General features: G+C 50.6%; 14 protein-coding genes. 10 read left to right on the top strand and 4 right to left on the bottom strand.

Annotation, left to right across the window (positions count from 1 at the left end):
• Positions 1 to 2 precede the first annotated feature (2 nt).
• Positions 3 to 1,265, bottom strand: a complete 1,263-nt coding sequence (locus UM181_02810) for an aminotransferase class V-fold PLP-dependent enzyme (GenBank protein WQC63561.1) — start codon at positions 1,263 to 1,265, stop codon at positions 3 to 5.
• A gap of 173 nt (positions 1,266 to 1,438) precedes the next feature.
• On the opposite strand from UM181_02810, the gene UM181_02805 reads away from it, so the two are divergent.
• Together UM181_02805 and UM181_02800 are read left to right on the top strand one after the other, a co-directional pair.
• The gene (locus UM181_02805; GenBank protein WQC63560.1) at positions 1,439 to 2,299 is read left to right on the top strand and encodes a hydroxymethylglutaryl-CoA lyase; all 861 of its coding nucleotides are present in this window, start codon (positions 1,439 to 1,441) and stop codon (positions 2,297 to 2,299) included.
• Positions 2,286 to 3,077, top strand: coding sequence for a crotonase/enoyl-CoA hydratase family protein (locus UM181_02800; protein ID WQC63559.1), 792 nt, complete (start codon positions 2,286 to 2,288; stop codon positions 3,075 to 3,077). Before UM181_02805 ends, UM181_02800 begins: the two co-directional genes overlap by 14 nt.
• A gap of 229 nt (positions 3,078 to 3,306) precedes the next feature.
• Here the strand turns inward: UM181_02800 and UM181_02795 are convergent, their stop codons facing one another.
• Genes UM181_02795 through UM181_02785 form a run of 3 tightly spaced genes read right to left on the bottom strand, consistent with a single transcriptional unit; the run spans position 3,307 to position 5,857 of the window.
• Positions 3,307 to 3,813, bottom strand: coding sequence for a flavin reductase family protein (locus UM181_02795; GenBank protein ID WQC63558.1), 507 nt, complete (start codon positions 3,811 to 3,813; stop codon positions 3,307 to 3,309).
• Positions 3,813 to 4,703, bottom strand: coding sequence for an aldo/keto reductase (locus UM181_02790; GenBank protein ID WQC63557.1), 891 nt, complete (start codon positions 4,701 to 4,703; stop codon positions 3,813 to 3,815). Before UM181_02790 ends, UM181_02795 begins: the two co-directional genes overlap by 1 nt.
• A complete protein-coding gene (locus tag UM181_02785) occupies positions 4,703 to 5,857 on the bottom strand; it encodes an LLM class flavin-dependent oxidoreductase (GenBank protein WQC63556.1) in 1,155 nt (384 codons plus the stop codon). The genes UM181_02790 and UM181_02785 overlap by 1 nt, the downstream gene beginning before the upstream one ends.
• A 98-nt stretch (positions 5,858 to 5,955) precedes the next feature.
• Between UM181_02785 and UM181_02780 the strand changes: the two genes are divergently transcribed.
• The 8 genes from UM181_02780 (at position 5,956) to UM181_02745 (ending at position 15,913) form a co-directional block, all read left to right on the top strand.
• Positions 5,956 to 6,651, top strand: a complete 696-nt coding sequence (locus tag UM181_02780; GenBank protein ID WQC63555.1) for a GntR family transcriptional regulator — start codon at positions 5,956 to 5,958, stop codon at positions 6,649 to 6,651.
• Between the two features lie 9 nt (positions 6,652 to 6,660).
• Positions 6,661 to 7,752 carry a Gfo/Idh/MocA family oxidoreductase gene (locus tag UM181_02775; GenBank protein ID WQC63554.1) on the top strand — a complete coding sequence of 364 codons (1,092 nt, stop codon included), beginning with the start codon at positions 6,661 to 6,663 and terminating at the stop codon, positions 7,750 to 7,752.
• Positions 7,753 to 8,131: 379 nt separating this feature from the next.
• On the top strand, positions 8,132 to 8,953 hold the full coding sequence (gene cysQ / locus UM181_02770; protein ID WQC63553.1) for a 3'(2'),5'-bisphosphate nucleotidase CysQ: 822 nt from the start codon (positions 8,132 to 8,134) through the stop codon (positions 8,951 to 8,953).
• Positions 8,954 to 9,677: 724 nt separating this feature from the next.
• Entirely contained in the window at positions 9,678 to 10,757 is a 1,080-nt protein-coding gene (locus UM181_02765) for a glycosyltransferase (GenBank protein WQC63552.1), read from the top strand.
• A gap of 124 nt (positions 10,758 to 10,881) precedes the next feature.
• Positions 10,882 to 11,778 carry a sulfate adenylyltransferase subunit CysD gene (gene cysD / locus UM181_02760; GenBank protein WQC63551.1) on the top strand — a complete coding sequence of 299 codons (897 nt, stop codon included), beginning with the start codon at positions 10,882 to 10,884 and terminating at the stop codon, positions 11,776 to 11,778.
• Between the two features lie 12 nt (positions 11,779 to 11,790).
• Positions 11,791 to 13,692, top strand: a complete 1,902-nt coding sequence (gene cysN / locus UM181_02755) for a sulfate adenylyltransferase subunit CysN (GenBank protein WQC63550.1) — start codon at positions 11,791 to 11,793, stop codon at positions 13,690 to 13,692.
• A gap of 209 nt (positions 13,693 to 13,901) precedes the next feature.
• The gene (gene map / locus UM181_02750) at positions 13,902 to 14,714 is read left to right on the top strand and encodes a type I methionyl aminopeptidase (protein ID WQC63549.1); all 813 of its coding nucleotides are present in this window, start codon (positions 13,902 to 13,904) and stop codon (positions 14,712 to 14,714) included.
• Between the two features lie 392 nt (positions 14,715 to 15,106).
• The gene (locus UM181_02745; GenBank protein WQC63548.1) at positions 15,107 to 15,913 is read left to right on the top strand and encodes a hypothetical protein; all 807 of its coding nucleotides are present in this window, start codon (positions 15,107 to 15,109) and stop codon (positions 15,911 to 15,913) included.
• Positions 15,914 to 16,029 lie beyond the last annotated feature (116 nt).

Below are 16,029 nucleotides of genomic sequence, written 5' to 3'. Positions count from 1 at the left end.
AATCAGTTCGCGGTCTCTGTGATCTCTTTCAGCGCCGATAGCAATTGGCGGATTTCGCTTTTGGAATTATAGTGGCACAGCGATATGCGGATGCAATCGGACCACCCCATCGGGGATAAAATATTGCCCGAATAATGATCGGCTTTGCGGGTATGGGTGCGAATACCGGCGCTGTTCAGCGCAGCAACAACATCGCTTGAGGCCTGCGCGGTAACCCGCAGCGCAACCAAGCCCTCGCGGCGCGGGTTTTCATAGCCACCAATAACTTCAATCCCATCTATGTCTCGTATACCAGGCAAATTATCAGACCCATATAAAATGGCATCTGTCAGCGCTTTTTCGTGGTGCTGAATGGCCCGTGAAGCGGCTTCGAGCCGTACGCGCAAATCGCCGCTGTCGCTAAACTGACAGCCCAACCAATCCAAATAGTCAACAATATCTGAAATTGTGGCATAGGCGCCGGTATCGCGCGTGCCAAGTTCCCAATTTTCTTCAGGGCCGTTTAACAAGGTTTCATGATCAAGCTTGCTCAAACGATCAGAAATCCACCCATACCCAAACCCATGGCGCGAAAACATTTTATAGGGCGAAATCGCATATCCATCGACCTGATAGCTGGCAAGGTTTAGCGCGCCATGGGCCGCATGTTGAATCCCGTCAACGATGATAAAACACTCGGGCGCCACGGCGCGTATTGCTGCTGAAATAGCCGCAACATTCATTCCCATTCCGGTCACGGGGGAGGTATGCAAAATGGTGGCAACCCGCGTATCGGGTGTCACATGGGCTGCGTAATCCGCCGCCTCAACCGCGCCGGTTTCACGATTATGGGGCACGCTTATATAGGGACGGTTTGTCGCCTTTGCCCAATGCTGCGCGGCGCTGCGTGAGGCAGGGTGCTCTACGCTGGATCCCAGAACAACGCCGCCCTCAGGCGCGGCCATCACGGCCGTGCGCACCATACGAAACAATAATTCAGTGCCGCTTTCCCCAACAAAAAATTGACCATCTGGCGCGTTGAACAGTACATGAGATTGATCTTTGGCTTTCTTTATAATCGCCATGAGCGCATGGCTTGCCGGATTATCCCGCCCTTGATTGTCGGGGATAGCGGCAAATTTTGCAGATGTTTCAACGGTTGATTTTAGCGTTAAGGCGCCGCCTGCATTTTCGAAAAACACGCGTGGGCCGGTAAACGGGCAGCTATCGACATGGGCAAATTTATCGCGAATCTGCGCCAACAGTCCGGGCTGTTCCTCAATCATTCTATCACTCTATTTATTTCTCTTCCCGCTTTGTGACCGGTTGCTGCTTCGAGCACAATCTCAATTTTTGGTTTGTCATGGATAATTGCTGAAATAGGTTTGCGCTCTTGGGCGTTAGCGGGCAAGATTGGCATGCCCGCATCAGAGACGGGTGATAAGCGGTGTAGGGATAAATGGGCGAGCGGGTCACTCTGTTTGAAATGGGTCCACGGGATGGGCTGCAAAATGAGGCTGCACCAATTGCGACAGCGGATAAAATTGCATTGGTGAATGCGCTATCAGAAAGCGGGCTGTCCAAAATCGAAGTTACCAGCTTTGTCTCGGCAAAATGGGTGCCGCAGCTTTCTGATGCCGCGCAGGTGATGGCTGGACTGACCCGTGTGCCGGGCATAAGCTATACGGCATTGACCCCGAATATGAAGGGGTTTGAGGCGGCAAAAAATGCCTTGGCAGATGAGATTGCTATTTTTGGCGCTGCCTCCGAGGCTTTTAGCAAAGCCAATATTAATTGCTCGATCGAAGACAGCCTTGCCCGGTTCAGTCCGATGATGGCGGCGGCGAAAGCCGCGCGCATTCCGGTGCGGGGATACGTGTCGTGTATCACCGATTGTCCCTATGAGGGGGCGGTGTCACCGCAGCGCACAGCGTGGGTTGCACAGGCGTTGTTTGACATGGGATGCTATGAAATTAGCTTGGGCGATACGATTGGTCAGGCCACGCCTGAGCGCTTGGATAAAACCCTTCAGGCGGTTCTTGACAGCGTACCAGCAAGTGCCTTAGCCGGGCATTACCATGATACTAATCAACGGGCGCTTGAAAATATCTCGCTGTCGCTGGGGCATGGGATCCGGGTGTTTGACGCCGCGGTTGGCGGCCTAGGCGGGTGCCCCTATGCGCCGGGCGCGAAAGGCAATGTTGCCACTGAGGCGGTTGCAGCTTTGATGCAATCGCAGGGGTTTGAAACCGGCCTTGATCTGATAAAATTGGAAAAAGCGGCTCAGATGGCAAAGGGGTTGGTGCATGAAACTGCCTAAATTTGAAACGCTCGATCTTTCCTGCGATGCGCGTGGCGTCTTGACCGTCGCGTTGAACCGGCCTGAAAAGCGCAACGCATTTTCTGGCCAGATGATTGCCGATCTGTTTGAATTTGCCCAAACAGTGAGCGCTATGGACGCTGTGCGCGTGGTAGTGTTGCGCGGTCGTGGGCGCGTGTTTTGCGCCGGCGGTGATTTGGAATGGATGAAGGCGCAGATCGCCGCGGATCGCGCAGGGCGGATGGCTGAGGCGCATAAATTGGCGCAGATGCTGAAACGGCTCAACACTTTGCCGAAACCGCTCATTGGTGTTTTGCAGGGCGGCGCCTATGGCGGCGGGGTTGGGTTGGCGGCTATTTGCGATGTTGCGATCGCGGAAGATAGCACAAAATTCGGCCTGACGGAAACGCGTTTGGGGCTTATTCCGGCTACCATAAGCCCTTATGTGATTGCGCGGATGGGCGAGGGTAAGGCGCGCCGCGTGTTCATGTCCGCCAAGATTTTTGACGCGGCTGAAGCAAAAGATCTGGATTTAATCGCCGATTATCTTCCCGCAGAGGCGATCGAAGCGCGCCTTGAAGCTGAAATCAGCCCGTATTTACAGGTGGCGCCCGGCGCGGTGGCTGCATCCAAACGCTTGGCGCGGAAACTGGGCCAACCGATTGATGATGCGATTATTGAACATACGATCTCGGCGCTGGCGGATGTTTGGGAAGGCGTAGAAGCGGCGCAGGGAATAGACGCATTCTTGAGCAAAACGCCACCGCCCTGGCGGTAAACGCCCCTGGCACTCGAAGCCGATCCTGTGTTTTATGTGAATGGCAAAGCCTGTCTCAATGGCAAATATCGGGCGCGCCCTTGCCTTATTTTACAGGTTTGACAGCGGGTATTGGCGCTGGCAGTGAAACAGCAGTGCCACAGGCGCATTTTCTCTCAAGGATGAAACTGATGTTAAAGGCCCAAAAGCAGAGTGCGATTGGGCCGTTCGCGCAAGGCGTAAACCGTCTTCACGCGCGGGTTTTCAGATAAGCCCCTTGGCTGAACACGAGTGGTGTGCCCTCATTTTTTTCAAAACGGTCCACATGTCCGATAATGATTGTATGGTCGCCCGCGTCATGTTGTGCGTATAAACTGCATTCAAAACGGGCCAAGCAGCCAGGAAACAAAGGCACATTTTGTGCGCCTGCCTGCCATTCAAGGTTTTTAAAGCCGTCTCCTGGTCGCGCAAAGCTATGGCAAAGCGCTTCTTGACCCGCTTCTAAGATATGAATTGCAAAATGGGTTGCTTTGCTGAACGCGAGGTGACGGCGCGAGGCTTTTGCCGGCGACCAAAGGACCAGCGGCGGATCCAGCGATACGCTGGCAAAGCTGTTGGCCGTGATGCCCATGGGCTGCCCGTCATGCGAGCATGTAATAATCGTGATACCCGTTGCAAAGCGCCCCAGCGCCGAGCGAAACGCACCGCTGTCAGGCGGCGTGTTGGATGCGTCTGAGGGCCGGACCGCGTTGCTCATTAAGCCACCTCATGCCCTAAAGCGGCGGTGTAGATTTCAAACCACTCTTCGCGCGATAAAGCGATATCGGTGCAATCTGACAACGATTGAATGCGCTGCATATTGTTGGTGCCCATAACAGGAAGGATATTGGCAGGATGCGCCAAAAGCCACGCGATTGCCACAGCGTCGGCGGCTTTGCCTTGCTTTGCGCCAATCGCAGTAAGCACCGACAACACGTCAGCATGGGCATCTTGGAACAGGCGTCCGCCGGCCAAAGGCGACCACGCCATCAGCGGCGTGCCAAGACGTTGATGAAACGCTACATCGCCATTTGTCAGCGCGTTATGTTCAAGAACGCTGAGTTCAATTTGATTGGTGGTCAGCTTTTGCTTCATCGCGGATTGAAGTAAATCCCAATCATAGGGTTTGAAATTGGACACACCCACGCTGCGGATTTTGCCGCTGGCCACCAGCTCATCCAGCGCGGCGCCGGTTTCCAGGTGGTCCATCAAAGGGTCTGGGCGATGCAATAAAAGCAAATCGATGTGATCAACCCCCATCAGGCGGAGCGAATGATCGACCGAGGCCAGAATATGTGCGCGGCTGGTATTGTAATATTTCACCGATGCCGTTTCATACCGACCCACGGGCGCCACAATATCGCATTTGGTAACGATTTCGATTTTATTGCGCAGATCGGTTCCTTGCAAAGCCTGCCCAAGCAATTCTTCAGCCATATAGCCGCCATAAATATCGGCCTGATCCATGGTGGTGATGCCCTGCTCTAAGCAGGCTGCGATCTTGTTGCGGATGTGATTTATGCTGGTGTCAGAATCATCGCCCAAGCGCCACATGCCATAGATAACCCGCGACAGGCTTAAAGAAGATGTAAGATCAATGCGTTGCATTAGCGGCGCTCTCCTGCCCCGAGGGGTGTTAATGGGTTTGTGCTTGGTTGCCGACCGTAGGCTTGTGGCAAGGAACAGGTGTTCAATTGCGGCATAACGCGGGTTCCAAAATGTTCGCATTCTTCCATATGCGGATATCCAGAAAGAATAAAGGCGCGGATTCCCATTTTTTGATAGGCTTCAAGTTCAGATAAGACTTGGTCGGTTGAACCAACAATTGCGGCACCACAGCCCGAGCGGGCGCGGCCCACACCTGTCCAAAGATGCGGTTCAACAAAGCCTTCCATATCCGCAAGATCGCGATTTTTAGCTTGATGCGCCACGCCTAGCGATGTGCTGTCTAGCGCCCGTTCGCGAATGGCACGGCCAGCATCATCCTCAAGCTTTGATACCAGGTGTTGCGCATATTCGCGCGCTTCTTGTTCAGTATCGCGCACGATCACATGCACGCGCAATCCGTAATCCAAACTGCGCTCATAGCGTTCGGCAACCGCGTTGACGGCGCGCATACGCTCCGCGATTTGCTCTTTTGGCTCAGGCCACATCAAATATACATCGCAATGTTGCCCACATAATTCCAGCGCGGCGGGAGAATAACCGCCAAAATACAATAAAGGCCCACCGGTCTGATAGGGTTTTGCCGGATCTGTGGTGAGACCGGAAAACGTATACACTTGGCCCTGATAGTTGATTTCATCTTGCGTCCAGGCTTGTTTGAGAATTTCAACAACTTCACGCGAGCGTTGATACCGAAACGCACTGTCTGCTTTTTCACCTGGGAAATCGCTGCTGATGATATTCACCGTCAGGCGCCCTTCCAGCATATGGTCTAACGTGGCAATCGTGCGCGCCAGCATGATGGGTTGCATTTCTCCGCATCGTACAGCGGCCAGCAGGTTGATCTTTTCGGTTATCGGAGCGCAGCCGGCGACAAAGCTCAGCGTATCTTGGCCAACTTGATACGAGGAGGGGCATAGAATGTTCCGAAAACCCTGCGCTTCGGCTTTTTTAACAATGTCACTGCAATGCCCCCATGAGGATCGCAGCGTGCCATCAGGAACGCCAAGATATTGAAAATCATCTGAACAAAGCGCGGAAAACCAGGAGACTTCGACCGCGTCTAATTCTTTTGACGTGATGGGGACGATGGTCATATTTCAGGGATCCTTTTTGTCTTTTGCGCCTTGCGTAACACCTGAGTTTATGTAAATCAATAGTATATCAATTTTTGTAAGGCGGATGCAAAACACCGATGAAAACCGTACTGCCGACCTATGTTCAGATAAGCGAAATGCTTATCCGCGATATTGCGGCGGGGCGGTATTTGGATGGCGCACGTTTGCCACCGGAAAGGCAAATGGCTGCTGAATTGGAGATTTCAGTGGGCACGTTGCGCAAAGCATTGGATGATATGAATGCGAAAGGGCTTTTGGAGAAGCGTCAAGGCTCAGGAAATTATGTGAAAACGGGCGCCACGCCCAATTCGGTTTATTCTTTCTTCCGTGTTGAGCTGATCGATGGCGGGGGTTTGCCAACTGCACGGGTTTTGAGTGTTGATTTATTGCCAAAGCCCGCTGCATTTCCGGCCTTTGGGCCAGCGCCGAAGGCCTATCGCATTCGCAGGTTAAGATCGCTTAACGCGCAGCCGGCGGTGCTTGAAGAAATTTGGTTGGATGGGGATCAAGCGGCGCAGCTTAGCACAAGCGAATTGTCTCATTCGCTTTATCTTTATTACCGGAATGTTCTCAAGCTTTGGATTACCGAAGCCGAAGATCAATTGGGGCTAGAGCCGGTGCCGCAATGGGCACCAGATGGGTTTGAACCAACGCCCGGTACGCCGTGCCTTTTTGCGGCTCGGTTGAGCCGGTCGCAAACAGGTGAGACGGTTGAATATTCTCAAAATTGGATTGACACGAACGTAGCGCGCTATGTGGCGCGCATAAAATAAGGTGACAGAATGCAAGATATAACCCGCTATGGGATTATAGGCTGTGGTATGATGGGGCAAGAACATCTGCGCAATATAGCTCTTTTGCCCGCAACGGCTGTGGTGGCAATTTTTGAACCTGATGCAGCGATGCGCGTGGCTGCGCAACGCCTCGCCCCCGATGCGGTGTTTGTTGAGAGTTTGGATCAGCTTTTGGCGCGTGAGGATCTGGATTGTTTGGTGATCGTATCGCCCAATCATGTTCATTTGGAGCAATTAGAGCGCATCGCTGACTATCCGGCGCGCCCCGTTTTGGTTGAAAAGCCCTTATTCACCAATGCTCAGGATTTGGCCCGCGTCGAGGCTTTTAAAACCCACTATGGCGCGCCTGTCTGGGTGGCTATGGAATATCGCTACATGCCGCCCATTGCGGCCTTGAAAGATCGCTTTGAAAGCGTGACAGGCGGTTTGAAGATGTTAAGCATCCGCGAGCACCGATTTCCTTTCTTGGAAAAAATCGGTGATTGGAACCGTTTTAATGCCAATAGTGGCGGCACCTTTGTCGAAAAATGTTGCCATTTTTTTGACCTGATGCGCCTGTTGACCGGATCTAATCCAACGCGGATCATGGCTAGCGGTGGTCAGGCTGTGAACCATTTAGACGAAACTTATGCAGGCGCCGTTCCTGATATTTGGGATCATGGTTATGTGATCGTGGATTTCGAAAATGGTACGAAGGCACTGCTAGAATTGTGTATGTTTGCTGAAGGGGCGCATTTTCAGGAAGAAATATCCGTGGTGGGTCCGCGCGGCAAGATCGAGGCATTCGTGCCCGGACCAACGCGGTTTTGGATGAACCAATCGCAGCGCGCCCCCGATCCAAAGCTGGTAATTTCACCGCGCCATTCTGGCCTGCGCGAAGAGCTTGAAATTCCGGTTGATCCGGCTTTGCTAGAGGCAGGGGATCACAATGGATCCACCTTTTATCAGCATCAGCGGTTTTTAGCGGTTGTGCGACAAGGACGCGCGGTGGAAGTAAGTTTGAACGATGGCATTTGGGCTGTGCGTATGGGGCAAGCTGCGCAAGAATCGGCCCGGCTTGGGCAGGCAGTAACTTTTTAGTTTATGGTCAGCTTCAGCCTATGCCTGAGGGGCGTTAGGATGGCGGTGGTTGCAAACAAAAAAACGATTTACCTGATGAAACTTATGGGTTTTAGGGCTTTCGCCTATAAGGAGACTTCGGATTTTGCAGGGCATAGGCTTAGACAGCCTGCAACTGCCCAATCATAGGCGTTGTCGTGATGGGTTTGCACCGATCAGAGCGGGCGATCCCAAAAATAAGATATTTGGTTGGCTTGATGCGCATGAAACGCGCCCTGCTCGATAAATTTTATCGGCCATGGTTGATTTGATCTTGGAAATGCATGCGCAACCTCTTGCAAAACTAAAAGAAAACGACATTAACGCTTGTTCAAGATGAGCAAAAGCAGAAAGCGCCGCGATGTCGATCAGTAGCCTAAAAGAAAAATACCCAGATTTAGTAGTTTCGATGCGCAAAGCCGCGGTTTTGGCGGGGCTTGAAATCTTAGATGTCTACGCTCAAAGCGATTTCGGTATTCAGATTAAAAGCGATGAAAGCCCTTTGACGCTGGCTGATTTGCGGGCAGATAAGGCAATCGCGACCACGCTCGCTGAGCTTGTGCCAGATATTCCCATTGTCTCTGAGGAAACTTATGCGGAGGGTGATCGGCTGAGAGATGCGATATTCTTCTTGGTAGATCCGTTGGACGGCACGAAAGAATTCATAAAAAAAACTGGAGAATTTACCGTTAATATTGCGCTGATCGTGCAGGGTAAAGCTGCGTTGGGCGTGGTATATGTGCCAGTGAGTGGTGATTTATTTTATCGTGATCTTGACGGTTTGTCTTATGTAGAAAGCGATGCAAGCCGCGTTGAGAGGCGTGGACAGATTGCGCAGATCCACTGTCGCGCGGTGGATGGGCAGAAGATTACCGCGGTAAAATCGGCCTCGCACTCTAATGAGGAAACAGAGGCTTTTTTGAGAAAATATAATCCTGTTCAATCCAAAAGCGCGGGGTCATCTTTGAAGTTTTGTCTTATCGCGCGCGGCGCAGCGGATTTGTACCCTCGTCTTGGTCGTACGATGGAATGGGATACGGGCGCTGCGCACGCAGTTCTTAAAGGGGCAGGCGGCAATGTGTATAGGATCGATACATTTGAAGAACTCGAATATGGCAAAGAGGTTATGGACAACCCGCATTTTGTCGCGGCGTCAAATGGGTTAAAGCTGACTCAAGGTTAAGTGATGTCGCTAAAGGCAGAGCAGCAATCTAGGGCATTTGATCAAGTGTAACCTATGCGTTATGCGGCTCAACGCATTAAGTTTCAAAATGATAATATTAAGAGTGGTTTGACTGCTCAGAAAGTTTGAATGAAGCCGTCTCTTTCCCGGAGGGAAAAAAACATATGGGCGTTGCCGCAAAAAAATAGTTAACGCCCCTCACGCAAGGGATGAGAGCATGGAGTCCATAAGGTGGCGCGTCAAATGGCGCCATATTACGCCAGTTTTCAACTTTAATCATATCATTGCTTTTGCCAAAGAGGGCAATTTACACGGGCTTGGATATATTTATTTGTATCGAAAGGATACTATAAATTGGCTCTTTGATTTTGTTGAAGTAGAATTCATGTTTATTGATTTACTGTAGCCCCCCCCCTATCTCTGGTTGAACAGCCATGGGTTTTCAGTATTTGAATTGAGCTTTGATTAACCAAGTTGCAATCTCAGTTTAGAGATAAATAAGCAGAAGGTTTGAGGTGTTTGATACTTCAAAGATTATCTTTTGTTTCATTTGTCTTGGAGGGCGGAGGTGGTAAAATTGTGGTCTTAGATTGAATAAACACATCCATCGGCATTTCTGCCTCTGCGTCTCTTTGGGAGACTTATTTTTGCCTGCAAGCCTTGATTAACCCAGCGGTGCTGTGTATATGGTGGGGCGGTAAGCGGTGGGCGTAATTAAAATCACATGATACTTTTATCTTCCTTTGCATCAGCGATGTGTCTCGCATTTGTTATTTTCCTAACCCGGCCGCTGCATATTCAATTCACGGCCAAAGGCCACGGCAATGCAGCCGTTCAATCTTCTCATCGGTTGCCGACCCCAAGAATCGGTGGCTTGGCGGTAATACTAGGCGGCTTTTTTGGTGCGTTCACGTTAGACGCAACGACGTTCAACTTGGTGTCTTTTCTTGCCATCTCTGCACTGCCGGTCTTTCTGGGAGGGATGGGAGAGGATGTTGGGTTCAATGTTAGCGCGAAAATGCGGCTGGTTCTGTCCTTTGCCTCTGCTTTATTGGCCGGCGTGCTTTTGGGGGCTTGGATACCTCGCATGGGCGTTCCGGTTTTAGAGATATTAACGCTTTACACTTTCCCCGCGATTATTCTGACGCTTTTGATTTCCGGTGGTATCAGCCATTCATTAAACCTAATCGACGGTTTAAATGGATTGGCGATCGGCGTGTCTATTGTGATTGCACTTGGCCTTATGTCTGTTGCTGTGTCGGTTGGTGATTATCAAATCTCGTATATATTGCTGTTGATTATTGGTGCATTGTTGGGTTTGCTGGTCTTCAACTATCCTTTTGGAAAGCTGTTTTTGGGGGATGCGGGTGCATATTGCACGGGGCATATCTTGGCATGGATTGCGATTTTGTTGCTCAACAGACATCCAGAGATTGCTCCTTTCTCAATGCTTTTGATCTTCTTTTGGCCTATTGCGGATATGATATTTTCAATATTTCGCCGCTATCGCTCTGGCAAGCCAATCGACCAACCGGATCGGCTTCATTTTCATCAATTGGTGATGCGCGCGCTGGAATTAACATTGCTGTCTCGAAAGCTGCGAGGCCTGACCAATCCATTGGCTACTTTAATCATCGTGCCATTGGCCTCAGTGCCGATTGCTGCCGCGGTGATGCTTCAAAACAATGATCAAATGGCGGCGCTAGGTTTTATTGCTGCCGCAATTTTATTTGTTATTACCTATAATGTGGGCATGGTTTTGGCAAAACGGTTTGCGCGCCATGGAACGCGTGCCCGAAGCTAACCGACTTAGTTCGTTTTTCGTAACCGGGCGCGCTTAGATGTCAGCATCAGAAACGATTTACGACGCTCGCGAGATAGGTTATTTCTTTATCTCCTAATAAATTTTTCGGTAGAGTGGATATCGTATGCCGTTAACCCATCTCTCAAACCTTGAGGCTGAGGCGATTGAGATCCTGCGCGAGGTTGTGTCAGAGGCTGAGAATCCAGTTATGCTGTATTCGGTTGGCAAGGACAGCGCGGTGATGCTGCATCTGGCGAAAAAGGCTTTTTATCCCTCACCCCCTCCGTTTCCATTGATGCATGTGGATACGACTTGGAAATTCCAAGAGATGTATAAATTGCGCGATAAGGCTGCGAAAGACGCGGGGATGGAATTGATCGTGCATCAAAACCCGGAGGCCAAGGAACAGGGGATCAATCCCTTTGATCATGGCGCATTGCATACCGATATGTGGAAGACCGAAGGGCTGAAACAGGCGCTTGATAAACACGGGTTTGATGCGGCCTTTGGGGGTGCGCGTCGGGATGAAGAAAAATCGCGCGCCAAGGAACGTGTGTTTTCCTTCCGTACCGCCCAGCACAGATGGGAGCCCAAGGCGCAGCGCCCAGAGCTTTGGTCGCTGTATAATGCGCGCAAAGCCAAGGGGGAAAGCATGCGTGTCTTTCCATTGTCCAACTGGACGGAATTGGACATCTGGCAATACATCCATTTAGAAGGCATTGAAATCGTACCGCTATATTTTGCGGCGCCACGTCCGACTGTGCAGCGGGATGGTTTGATCCTGATGGTGGATGATGATCGCTTTCCATTGGAACCTGGCGAAGAACCTGTGATGCGCTCGATCCGATTTAGAACACTGGGCTGTTACCCCCTAACGGGCGCTGTGCAATCTGAGGCGGCGACCCTAACTGACGTCATCCAAGAAATGCTTTTGACAACGACATCCGAACGACAAGGTCGCGCGATCGATAAGGATCAAGGCGCCTCGATGGAAGTCAAGAAACAGCAAGGGTATTTTTAGGGGCTGCTGGATATGACAGATCAAGTTTATAAAACTGACGCGCTGATTGCGCAGGATATTGATGCCTATCTAGAAAGCCATCAAAACAAATCGCTGTTGCGCTTTATCACCTGTGGGTCCGTGGATGACGGGAAATCAACGCTGATTGGTCGCCTGCTTTATGACAGCAAAATGATTTTTGAGGACCAACTTGCCCAGCTTGAAGCCGATAGCAAAAAAGTGGGCACGCAGGGCCAAGAGATTGATTTTGCGCTGCTGGTCGATGGATTGGCCGCAGAGCGGGAGCAGGGTATCACAATTGATGTGGCCTACCGTTTCTTTGCCACCGAAAAGCGTAAGTTCATTGTGGCGGATACACCGGGCCATGAACAATACACGCGCAACATGGTCACGGGTGCCTCCACAGCGGAATTGGCCGTGATCCTGATTGATGCGCGCAAGGGCGTTTTAACGCAAACGCGTCGCCATAGTTATTTGTGTCATCTGCTCGGTATTAAGAGTATCGTTCTGGCCGTCAATAAAATGGACTTGGTCGATTATGATCAGGCGAGGTTTGATACCATCGTTGCCGAGTATACCGAATTTGCAAACAGCATTGGGATCACGGCATTTACCGCCATCCCAATCTCTGGGTTCAAAGGGGATAATATCGCGGCCCATTCTGATGCCACCAGTTGGTACAGCGGTCCAACGCTGTTGGCGCATTTAGAAGGTGTCGATCTGGATCAAAACACAGGTGCGGCGCAAGAGTTCCGCATGCCCGTTCAGTGGGTAAACCGACCCAATTTGGACTTCCGCGGGTTTAGCGGCAAGATCGCCTCAGGCACCATCAAACCCGGGGATGAGGTGCGCATTCTCCCCTCTGGCAAAACCAGTCATGTGGATCGCATTGTTACTTACGATGGGGATTTGGACAGTGCGACGGCAGGTCAGTCAATCACACTGACGCTCAAAGATGAGGTGGATTGTTCCCGCGGTCAGGTGATCACGGCTGCGAATGCACCGCTTGAAGTGGCAGATCAGTTTGAAGCCACCCTGATCTGGATGGATGAAGAGGCGCTGATTCCAGGCCGTTCTTATTACCTGAAAATCGGCGCACAAACGGTCTCTGCAACGGTCGCGGAACCCAAGTATAAGATCAACGTCAACACGATGGAACATGCGGCGGCAAAAACGCTTGATCTGAATGCAATCGGTGTGGCCAATGTGACGACGGATCGTAATATTCCATTTGCGCCCTATGCGGAAAACCGGACGCTGGGTGGTTTTATCCTGATTGATAAAATGACGAATGCCACTGTGGGTGCGGGCCTGATCAATTTTGCCCTGCGCCGCGCACAAAACATCCATTGGCAGGCGACGGACATCACGCGGGATCACCACGCGGACCTGAAAAACCAAAAACCTGCGGTGCTGTGGATGACGGGCCTGTCGGGATCAGGGAAATCCACGATTGCGAACGCGGTTGAATCGAGGCTTGCGCGCATGAACCGTCACACTTTCCTGCTGGATGGGGATAATGTGCGTCATGGTTTGAACAAGGATCTGGGCTTTACCGATGCGGATCGGATTGAAAACATCCGCCGTGTAGGTGAGGTTGCAAAACTGATGACGGATGCGGGTCTGATTGTGATCACGGCGTTCATCTCGCCCTTCCGCTCAGAGCGGCAAATGGTGCGAGATATGATGGCGCCGGGCGAATTCATCGAAATCTTCATCGACACGCCGCTCTCTGTCGCAGAAGAACGGGACGTCAAAGGCCTTTATGCCAAGGCGCGCTCTGGTCAGCTTAAGAACTTCACAGGGATCGACAGCCCATACGAGGCCCCTGAAACCCCAGAAATCCATATCGATACAACAAAAATGGACAGTGATCAGGCCGCCGAAGAAATCGTCAAGCTCTTGGTCTCTTAAGGCGTGATAAGTTCGCAATTGTGCGCTAGATTTTATCGGTGTGCCCCAAGAAACATCATTTTTTTATCTTGTAACCTGAAATATATTCGGGTTTTGCTCTTTAATTGTGAAGAAAAAGTATAAATTTGCATAGGCGGGGTCTGGTGCATATGGATAATCATCGCTAGGGCTAGAAAAATTGACGCGTCGCTTTAAAGGAGAGAGCTTTGGTGGAATCTGACAATTATCGTAAAACCCGCGCGGGTATTACGCTATTTGACCAAGCGGCCTTCGAAGGAATGCATAGGGCAGGCGCAGTTGCAGCCCGCATCCTTGATGAAATCGCACCGCATGTTTTTCCCGGGCAAACGACCGCAATCATCAATGCCTTTATCGAAGATCAAGTGCGCGCCGCTGGCGCTGTCTCGGCGACAATTGGCTATAAGGGCTATCAGCATGGCAGTTGTATCAGCGTAAACCACGTGGTTTGCCACGGTATTCCCAGCGATAAAAAGCTTAAAGAGGGCGATATCCTAAACGTTGATGTGACGGTGATCGTTGATGGATGGTATGGCGATACCTCGCGGATGTATGTGGCGGGTGACTTATCGCGCAAAGCCGAGCGTTTAATTCAAGTGACGCATGACTCTTTGATGAAAGGTATTGAGGCGGTAAAACCGGGCAATACTTTTGGCGATATAGGATATGCGATACAATCTTATGTTGAGGCGCAGCGTATGTCCGTTGTGCGCGATTTTTGCGGCCATGGCTTGGGTCAAGTGTTTCATGCTCCCCCGAACGTGTTGCATTATGGCCGGCCAAATACTGGACCTATTTTGGAAGAGGGTATGTTTTTTACAATTGAGCCGATGGTGAATTTAGGGCGGGCGGAGACAAAAGTTTTGGCGGATGATTGGACCGCTGTCACGCGCGATAAATCGCTTTCGGCGCAATTTGAGCATTCCGTGGGTGTAACGGCAAACGGCGTTGAAATTTTTACCTTGTCGCCAGCGGATCGCTTTCATCCGACCTATGGGGTTTGAGGTCAAAAAAGAGCGATTGGTTTTTGTGATTTTACCTTTATCCATAGAAAATCCCCTCGGAAGATTGGTTTGAACGCGGCAACTTTCTTAAGTTGCAACAACTTGAAATTGAAAACCCTGTTTATGATTGGGCCTCAATTCACGTCATTGCGTCTATCAATATTGGCTAGGATATGATTCTCTTGATCGAGGCATTTGTTAAGCTGGTCTGATTTTTCAGCTATGTGCTCAAGCCAAACGATTGCTCAAAGGTCCTTCACAAATCTGATATAGATCAACCTAAAGATGTGTGAAATAATAATATTTAGATCATGGAACCCTGCGTAATCAGTGGCAACCTCATGGGGGATGCTGCGAGGTGGGGGAAATTTTTTTAAGTAAAGGAAGAACTCGTGAGTGTGCTGCGCGTTTTTGGTGAGAATTTGCGATTGCTCTGCAAAACGCGCCCGTCAATTGCCTCGGTTTGCCGCGATTTGGATATCAATCGTGTACAATTTAATCGTTATATGAGCGGCCATTCCTTTCCCAAGCCCAATGTTTTGCAACAAATATGTGATTACTTTCTGGTCGATTCGCGGATCTATCTTGAGCCATTGACCCCTGATGATTTGGAACGGGTTAGGCGCGGCCAATCGCAAAGCGTAGTGCAAGCGCAACCCAGCTATTTACATCAAGCCGTTGACTATTTTGAGCGCGGTATCGCGCTTACTGTTTCACAAAGTGAGCTTCCAGATGGTATCCATTGCTTTTGGCGTAGATCGTTTTCCGAGTTGGAAACTGCGAGTTGTAATTTAATTTCGATAAAAACCGTTGAAGGTGTACGGGTGTTTAAAAGCCTCGAGCTTTTAAAATCGCAACGCAATCGAGCTGAAATTTCAGGTCGATCTACCCCTTCTTCACGGGGCGTTGTGATGCGATGCCCTGATGGTTATGCGCTTTTTGCGATCAATCCGCATCCCTCTCGATTTATCAGTTTAATGTATTTTGGAAATGTTTATTTCAGCGAAAATTTGCTTAGCGGATTTATGGTTCTTGCCCGCAAAGAATATTTCCAGAGGCGCCGGTTCTCGCGCTGCGTGTTAGAGCTTTTGCCGCAAACCTCTAATTGTATTTTGAACGCCGCGCGGCGTACCAGCCGCAAACTGCCCATGGAAGATCTTCCGATTATGATCAAGGATGTAATCGAAACGCCGCTTTGAAAATGTTTTTCCTTTCTTAAGAGGGCAGAGCGATATTCACTGTCAGCTCCCTCCAAACAGATCCGTTGAAAGCGCGTTTTTTGGGCGATGTCAGCAATTCGCCGCCGCATGCCGCG

The organism is Alphaproteobacteria bacterium US3C007 (assembly GCA_034423775.1).
Lineage (GTDB): Bacteria > Pseudomonadota > Alphaproteobacteria > Rhodobacterales > Rhodobacteraceae > Thalassovivens > Thalassovivens spotae.
Note: the sequence above shows the minus strand (reverse complement) of the source record. Positions and strands in the feature narration are given on the sequence as shown.

Excerpts from the sequence above, each read along its gene's own strand:
- UM181_02800 (WQC63559.1), top strand. The coding sequence starts at position 2,286 with ATGAAACTGCCTAAATTTGAAACGCTCGATCTTTCCTGCGATGCGCGT.
- UM181_02765 (WQC63552.1), top strand. The coding sequence starts at position 9,678 with ATGATACTTTTATCTTCCTTTGCATCAGCGATGTGTCTCGCATTTGTT.
- UM181_02805 (WQC63560.1), top strand. The coding sequence starts at position 1,439 with ATGGGCGAGCGGGTCACTCTGTTTGAAATGGGTCCACGGGATGGGCTG.
- UM181_02790 (WQC63557.1), bottom strand. The coding sequence starts at position 4,703 with ATGCAACGCATTGATCTTACATCTTCTTTAAGCCTGTCGCGGGTTATC.
- UM181_02795 (WQC63558.1), bottom strand. The coding sequence starts at position 3,813 with ATGAGCAACGCGGTCCGGCCCTCAGACGCATCCAACACGCCGCCTGAC.
- cysQ (WQC63553.1), top strand. The coding sequence starts at position 8,132 with ATGTCGATCAGTAGCCTAAAAGAAAAATACCCAGATTTAGTAGTTTCG.
- cysD (WQC63551.1), top strand. The coding sequence starts at position 10,882 with ATGCCGTTAACCCATCTCTCAAACCTTGAGGCTGAGGCGATTGAGATC.
- cysN (WQC63550.1), top strand. The coding sequence starts at position 11,791 with ATGACAGATCAAGTTTATAAAACTGACGCGCTGATTGCGCAGGATATT.
- UM181_02785 (WQC63556.1), bottom strand. The coding sequence starts at position 5,857 with ATGACCATCGTCCCCATCACGTCAAAAGAATTAGACGCGGTCGAAGTC.
- UM181_02780 (WQC63555.1), top strand. The coding sequence starts at position 5,956 with ATGAAAACCGTACTGCCGACCTATGTTCAGATAAGCGAAATGCTTATC.
- UM181_02775 (WQC63554.1), top strand. The coding sequence starts at position 6,661 with ATGCAAGATATAACCCGCTATGGGATTATAGGCTGTGGTATGATGGGG.
- UM181_02810 (WQC63561.1), bottom strand. The coding sequence starts at position 1,265 with ATGATTGAGGAACAGCCCGGACTGTTGGCGCAGATTCGCGATAAATTT.